This is a genomic window from Sphingomonas sp. LH128, assembly GCF_000293195.2.
Classification (GTDB): domain Bacteria; phylum Pseudomonadota; class Alphaproteobacteria; order Sphingomonadales; family Sphingomonadaceae; genus Novosphingobium; species Novosphingobium resinovorum_A.
Genome location: NZ_ALVC01000245.1, coordinates 1 through 6,446 on the forward strand (window position 1 = coordinate 1; position 6,446 = coordinate 6,446).

A 6,446-nucleotide genomic window follows, 5' to 3' on the forward strand; every position below is an offset into this window, starting at 1 on the left:
CGCCAAAGTCGTCGCCGCCTGGGGCACGGTGGACGTGCTGGTCTCCAACGCCGGCATCCAGATCGTCAACCCGGTCGAGAACTACGCCTATTCCGACTGGAAGAAGATGCTGGCGATCCACCTCGACGGCGCCTTCCTGACCTCGAAGGCGGTGCTGCCGCACATGTACGCGCAAGGGTCGGGCTCGGTGATCTTCATGGGTTCGGTGCACTCCAAGGAGGCGAGCCCGCTCAAGAGCGCCTATGTCACCGCCAAGCACGGTCTGCTGGGCCTCTCCCGCGTAATCGCCAAGGAAGGCGGCAAGAAGGGCGTGCGCACCAACGTGATCTGCCCCGGCTTCGTGCGCACCCCGCTGGTCGACAAGCAGATCCCGGAGCAGGCGAAGGAACTGGGTATTTCCGAGGACGAAGTCATCAGCCGCGTGATGCTGGGCGGCACCGTGGACAGCGAGTTCACCACCGTGGACGACATCGCGCAGGTTGCGCTGTTCTTCGCCGGCTTCCCGACCAACGCGCTGACCGGCCAGTCGCTGGTGGCGAGCCACGGCTGGTTCATGGAATAAAACGTCGTCCCGGGCTCGACCCGGGACCGCTGGCCGTGAATAGCCCACCTGTCGGCAGGGCGGCTCACGGCCAACACGCACCTAAAGACAGCCACCGGTCCCGGATCAAGTCCGGGACGACGACAGCTTACCCGATCAGCGCTTCGGCGATCTGCACCGCGTTGAGCGCCGCGCCCTTGCGCAAGTTGTCGTTCGACAGGAACAGCGCGAGGCCGTTCTCCACGCCCGGGTCCTTGCGCACGCGGCCGACGAACACGGGGTCCTTGCCGGTGGCCTCCAGCGGGTTGGGCACTTCGGTCACTACCACGCCCGGCGCGCTGCCCAGCAGTTCGAGCGCACGCTCGACGCTGACGGGACGCTCGAACTCGGCATTGATCGACAGCGAGTGGCCGGTGAACACCGGCACGCGCACGCACGTACCCGAAACCGGCAGGCCCGGGATTTCGAGGATCTTGCGGCTCTCGTCGCGCAGCTTGATCTCTTCCTCGGTGTAGCCGTCCTCGGCATAGACGTAGTTCAGCGGGACGACGTTGTGCGCCATCGGCACCGCCCACTTCTTCGCCTCGGGCAGCAGCGGCGCGGTGTCACCGGCGGCGAGTTCGCGGGTACGGTCGCCGACGTGCTCGATCTGGCTGGCCAGCACCTCGATGCCTTCGAGACCACCGCCCGACACCGCCTGATAGGTCGAGACGATCAGGCGCTTCAGCCCCGCCTCGTCATGCAGCGGACGCAGCACCGGCATCGCCGCCATGGTCGTGCAGTTCGGGTTGGCGACGATGCCCTTGGGCAGGTTCGCCAGTGCATGCGGGTTCACTTCGGCGACGACCAGCGGCACCTTCGGGTCCGAACGAAAGGCCGAGGAATTGTCGATCACGATCGCCCCCGCCGCAGCGGCCTTGGGCGCGAGTTCTTTGGCGGTCGAACCACCGGCCGAGAACAGCACGACGTCGAGCCCCGAGAAATCGGCAGTCGCCGCATCCTCGACGACCACGCCGTCGATTGCCTTGCCCGCCGAACGGGCCGAGGCGAAGAGGCGAAGCTGGGCGACGGGGAAATTGCGCTCGGCGAGGATCTCGCGGATCATCGAACCGACGAGCCCGGTCGCGCCGACGACGCCGACGTTGAGCTTCTGACCGGGGGTAAACTTAGCTGCCATGACCTATGCGTCTCCTACTTAGTAGTGGAGCAGCGCGAGGGTCTGGTGTCTTCGTTTGGAGAGCCCCGCGTGCCGTTAAGTGCGGGGTGAGTGTCGCTCTGTGCCGTTCAGTACCAGCACACCGACGCCCACCGCGCGGACGCGGTCGGTTTCGGGGTGGTAATAATGATCGGCTTCACGAACATGACCGCGCCACTAGCGGCAAGCGCGGGCGGTGTAAATGGAATTTATGTTGCGCGAACAGAACCCACCCCCAGCCCCTCCCGCATGCGGGAGGGGAGAGAGACTTACGAAGCCTCAGGCGTAGTTAGTCGCAGCGGGGTGGGCCTTACCCCGCCGCCTGCAGGCGCTCCAACGCCGCATCGCGCCCAATCAGCGGCAACAGGGCGCCCATGTCCGGCCCATGCTCCATGCCCGTAAGCACCTGACGCAAAGGCAGAAACAGCGCCTTTCCCTTGCGCCCGGTGGCGTCCTTGAGCGCCCCCGTCAGCGCCTTCCAGATGCCCTCGTCCCACTCCAGCCCGGCCAGCGTATCAGCAGCCTGCGCGCAATAGGCACGGTCCTCATCGGACAATTCCGCCGCAGCCACCGGCCCGGTCACGACGGCCCACCAGTCGGCCGCCTCGCCCACTTTGGCGAGGTTCGGACGAATCGCTTCCCAAGCCGCCGCGTCCATGCCTTGGGGCAACCGCGCGGCCACGGAACCGAAGCCAAGCGCATGGACTACAGCGGCGTTCACGCGCTCCAGTTCCGCCTCGTCAAACCGCGCAGGCGCGCGGCCGAAGTGCGAAAGATCAAAGGCCCCCGCCAACTCCTCCAGCCCCAGCAGCGGATCGACCGGATCGCTCGTCCCCAGCCGTCCGAGCAGCGCCACCAGCGCTTGCGGCTCGATCCCGACTTCCCGCAGATGCGCGACGCCCAGCGAGCCGAGACGCTTCGACAGCTTCCCCTCGGTCCCCACCAGCAGCGCCTCGTGCGCGAACGCAGGCACCGGAGCGCCGAGCGCAGTGAACATCTGCACCTGCGCCGCGGTGTTGGACACATGGTCCTCGCCGCGCAGGATGCTGGTCACGCCCATGGCGATGTCGTCGATCACTGAGGGCAACATGTAGAGCCACGAACCGTCGGCGCGGCGCACGACGGGATCGCTCATCTGCGCGGCGTCGAATTTCTGCGCCCCGCGCACGCCGTCGTCCCAGGCGATCTGCTCTTCATGATCGAGCAGGAAGCGCCAGTGCGGCAGGTCGCCCGCCGCGATCTTCGCGGCCTTTTCCTCGGCCGAAAGCTTCAGCGCCGCGCGGTCGTAGATCGGCGGAAGACCGCGCCCCAGCAGCACCTTGCGGCGCAAATCCAGTTCCTGCGGCGTCTCCCAGCACGGATAGACGCGGCCCGCTGCTTCCAGCTTCGCGAAGGCTTCCTCGTAGACGACAAAGCGCGCGGACTGGCGCTCCTCACCTTCGGGATGGAGGCCCAGCCAGGCCAGATCGGCACGGATCGCCTCGACATATTCCTCTTTCGAACGCGCCGCGTCGGTATCGTCGATGCGCAGCAGGAAGCGCCCGCCCGCCTGCTTGGCCAGCAGGAAGTTGTGCAGCGCCGTGCGGATATTGCCGACGTGAAGGTGCCCGGTGGGCGAGGGAGCGAAGCGGGTAACGGTCATGGCGCCCGCAATTACGGGGCGCTGGCCGTCAGGTCAATTTCGGCGCGCAAACGCCCATTTTGCCGCCAGTGCCGCGAATCCCGCCAGCAGCCCCCAGAACGCCGAGCCGACGCCCAGCAGCGAGACACCCGAAGCGGTGGCTGCGAACGTCAGGATCGCAGCATCGCGCTCGGACTTCTCGACCAGCATCTGCTCCACCGCACCCGAAAGCGGGGCGATCAGCGCAATCCCGGTCAGCGCGGCGATCGCGAATGAGGGCATCGCGAGGAAGAACAGCACCAGCGGCGTCGAGAACAGCGCCAGAAGCAGATAGAAACCGGCATAGATCACGCCGACCACCCAGCGGCCTGCAGCATCGGGATGCGCGTCTGACCCCGTACAGATCGCGGCCGTGATCGCCGCAAGGTTCACGCCATGCGCGCCGAACGGTGCCAGCAGGAGCGTCGCCAGGCCCGTACTCAGAAGCAAGGGCCGCGGCGCCGGCGCATAGCCGGCCGTACGCAATACCACGAGGCCAGGCAGGTTCTGCGACACCAGCGTCACCAGGAACAGCGGCACCCCGATGGAGGTCACCGCGCGCCAGTCGAACCGGGGAGCGACCGGCCGCAGGCTCCCCAGCAAGGACCCGCCGTGATGACCGGCGAGATCGCCGCGCAGCAGCAGGACCGCGATTCCGGCGCCCAGCACCAGCAACAGGGCATAGAGCGGCAGCCGCTGGCGAGCGATGACGAAAACCACCAGCAGTACGCAGACCAGCAGGGCGTCGCTTTCCAAGGTCCGGAACAGCTGCAGGCAGAACGGCAACAGCACGCCCGCCAGCATCGCCGAGGCGACCGAGGCGGGGATCCGCTGCGCCGCCCTCTCCAGCACGGGTACTACCGCCAGCACGCACATCATCGCGGCCGCCGCAAGAAACGCACCGATCGCGACGGGCCAGCTTACCGCTCCGGCGCTGGCCACCAGCAATGCGGCGCCCGGCGTCGACCATGCCAGCACGACCGGTATCCGCAGGCGCAGCGACAGCAGCCCGCCGCATACGGCGATGCCCAGGCACAAGGCGGTCACCGCGGAGCCGACCTGCCCCGCGTCCGCGCCCAGTCCGCGCATCGCCTGGACGATAAGCGGGACCGTGCCCCCGAAGCCCACCAGAGCGGCAATGAAAGCGGAAGTCCAGGCTGCGAGCGGCGGAGCGGCGGATATCGAAGAACGCAAAGGCATTTCGACCGTATGCCATGTTTCTTCGCCGAAGAAACCCGGGGCCGCCAACCGCTCCCAACCGCTGCTGCGACCATCCGAAACATGAGCGCTACATTATTGCGATTGACTCTCATTTGCACGACAAATAAGTGCGCGCAAAAGTCCAGCAACAATGATGAGGGTCCCAATGCGCCTGCCCGTCCGGCATTCCCTGCTCGCCAGCACGCTCCTGATCGCACCCGGCCTATGTGGCACCGCTCATGCCGACGAGGTCCCAGCGCCAGCTGCCGACACGATCATCGTCACCGCCGGCCTGGAGCAATCCAGTTCGGCCACCGCGCTGGCGCTGTCGGTCAAGGAAACGCCGCAGTCGGTGACCATCATCGACCGCAAGCGCATCGAGGACTTCGCCATCACCAACGTCAACGACCTGCTGGAGCAGGCGGTCGGCGTGAACGTCGAGCGGGTGGAGACCGACCGCACCTACTTCTCCTCGCGCGGGTTCGACGTGTCGAACTTCCAGGTCGACGGCATCGGCCTGCCGCTCGCCTGGGGCATCCAGTTCGGCGACCTCGACACCGCGCTGTTCGAGAACGTCGAGATCGTGCGCGGCGCCAACGCGATCATGACCGGGATCGGCAACCCGTCCGCCACCGTCAACTACGTGCGCAAGCGGCCGACCGACGAACTCAAGATCACCGGCTCGGCGCAAGTGGGCACGCGAGACTACTGGCGCGTCGAGGGCGACGCCAACGTGCCCCTCACCGACACGCTGGCGGTACGCGCGATCTATGCGCACGAGGACCGCGACGGCTACCTTTCGTACAACCACGTCAACCGCGACGTCTACGGCGCCATCCTGCGCTGGCAGGCCACCCCGTCACTACGCGCGACGGTGGGCTACACCCGACAGGAAAACGACGCCGATGGCGTGCTGTGGGGCGCGATCCCGCTGGTCTACACCGACGGCGCCCGCATCGACCTCAAGCGCCCGGCGACGACCTCGGCCGACTGGACCTACTGGAATACCAAGGACCAAAGCGTATTCGGCGAACTGGTCTATGATTTCGGCGGAGGCTGGTCGGCCACCAGCATCGCGACCTACCGCCGTTTCCAGGAGAACGCCAAGCTACTCTATGCATACGGCTACCCTGATCGCGAGACCGGCGAGGGCGTCTACGGCATGGCCGGTATCTATCCTTCGGACTACAAGCAGTACCTTGGCGACGTCTACGTCTCCGGCCCGTTCCAGCTTTTCGGACGCGAGCACAAGCTGGCCTTCGGCGTCTCGGTTTCGAAGTCCGACGCCAAGGAGTACGAGAACTTCTCCGAGGACACCATCGTCTACCCAAGCCCTTCCGAATGGGGCGAGACCGGCATCCCCGAGCCCAGCTATCCCGGCAGCTACCTTGCCGCCGACTACAGCGACCGCCTGACCCGCGTTTACGGCGCCGCGCACCTCAGCCTGACCGACCGGCTCAAGACCGTTGTCGGGGCCAGCGCGATGTGGATCAAGTCGACCGGCTTTTCCTACGGCGCGGATCAGGCACGCAAGGACAGCAAGGTCAGCCCCTACGTCGGCGCGGTCTATGACCTGACGCCGAACGTCTCGTTCTACGCCAGCTACACCGACATCTATAACCCGCAGGTCGAAGTCGGCATCGACGGCGCGCGCCTCGATCCCGCGAAGGGCACCAGCCTTGAAGGCGGCATCAAGAGCACCTGGCTGGACGGCAAGCTCTATGCAACCGCCGCCGTATTCAAGGCCAAGCAGAAGGGCCTCGCCGAATATGCCGGCTACTTCGATGAGGACGGCTGCCCCGTCGGCGTCGACGGCGTCGCCTGCAACGGCAAGGCGGGCGGCAGCTACT

At 66.5% G+C, this 6,446-nt stretch carries 5 protein-coding genes; 2 read left to right on the top strand and 3 right to left on the bottom strand.

Going from position 1 to position 6,446, the window contains the following annotated elements:
• On the top strand, nt 1–562 hold a 562-nt coding region (locus tag LH128_RS19285; RefSeq protein ID WP_008831358.1), incomplete at its 5' end, for a 3-hydroxybutyrate dehydrogenase.
• A gap of 127 nt (nt 563–689) precedes the next feature.
• On the opposite strand, the gene LH128_RS19290 is transcribed toward LH128_RS19285, so the two are convergent.
• The 3 genes from LH128_RS19290 to LH128_RS19300 all read right to left on the bottom strand — a co-directional run bounded on the left by LH128_RS19290 (nt 690) and on the right by LH128_RS19300 (nt 4,596).
• Nucleotides 690–1,718, bottom strand: coding sequence for an aspartate-semialdehyde dehydrogenase (locus tag LH128_RS19290; RefSeq protein WP_008831359.1), 1,029 nt, complete (start codon nt 1,716–1,718; stop codon nt 690–692).
• 328 nt (nt 1,719–2,046) lie between these two features.
• The gene (gltX, locus tag LH128_RS19295) at nt 2,047–3,378 is read right to left on the bottom strand and encodes a glutamate--tRNA ligase (RefSeq protein ID WP_008831360.1); all 1,332 of its coding nucleotides are present in this window, start codon (nt 3,376–3,378) and stop codon (nt 2,047–2,049) included.
• Nucleotides 3,379–3,411: 33 nt separating this feature from the next.
• Nucleotides 3,412–4,596 carry a benzoate/H(+) symporter BenE family transporter gene (locus tag LH128_RS19300; protein ID WP_037520347.1) on the bottom strand — a complete coding sequence of 395 codons (1,185 nt, stop codon included), beginning with the start codon at nt 4,594–4,596 and terminating at the stop codon, nt 3,412–3,414.
• 166 nt (nt 4,597–4,762) lie between these two features.
• Here LH128_RS19300 and LH128_RS19305 point away from each other — a divergent pair.
• A partial coding sequence (locus LH128_RS19305) for a TonB-dependent siderophore receptor (protein ID WP_008831362.1) occupies nt 4,763–6,446 on the top strand: 1,684 nt, incomplete at its 3' end.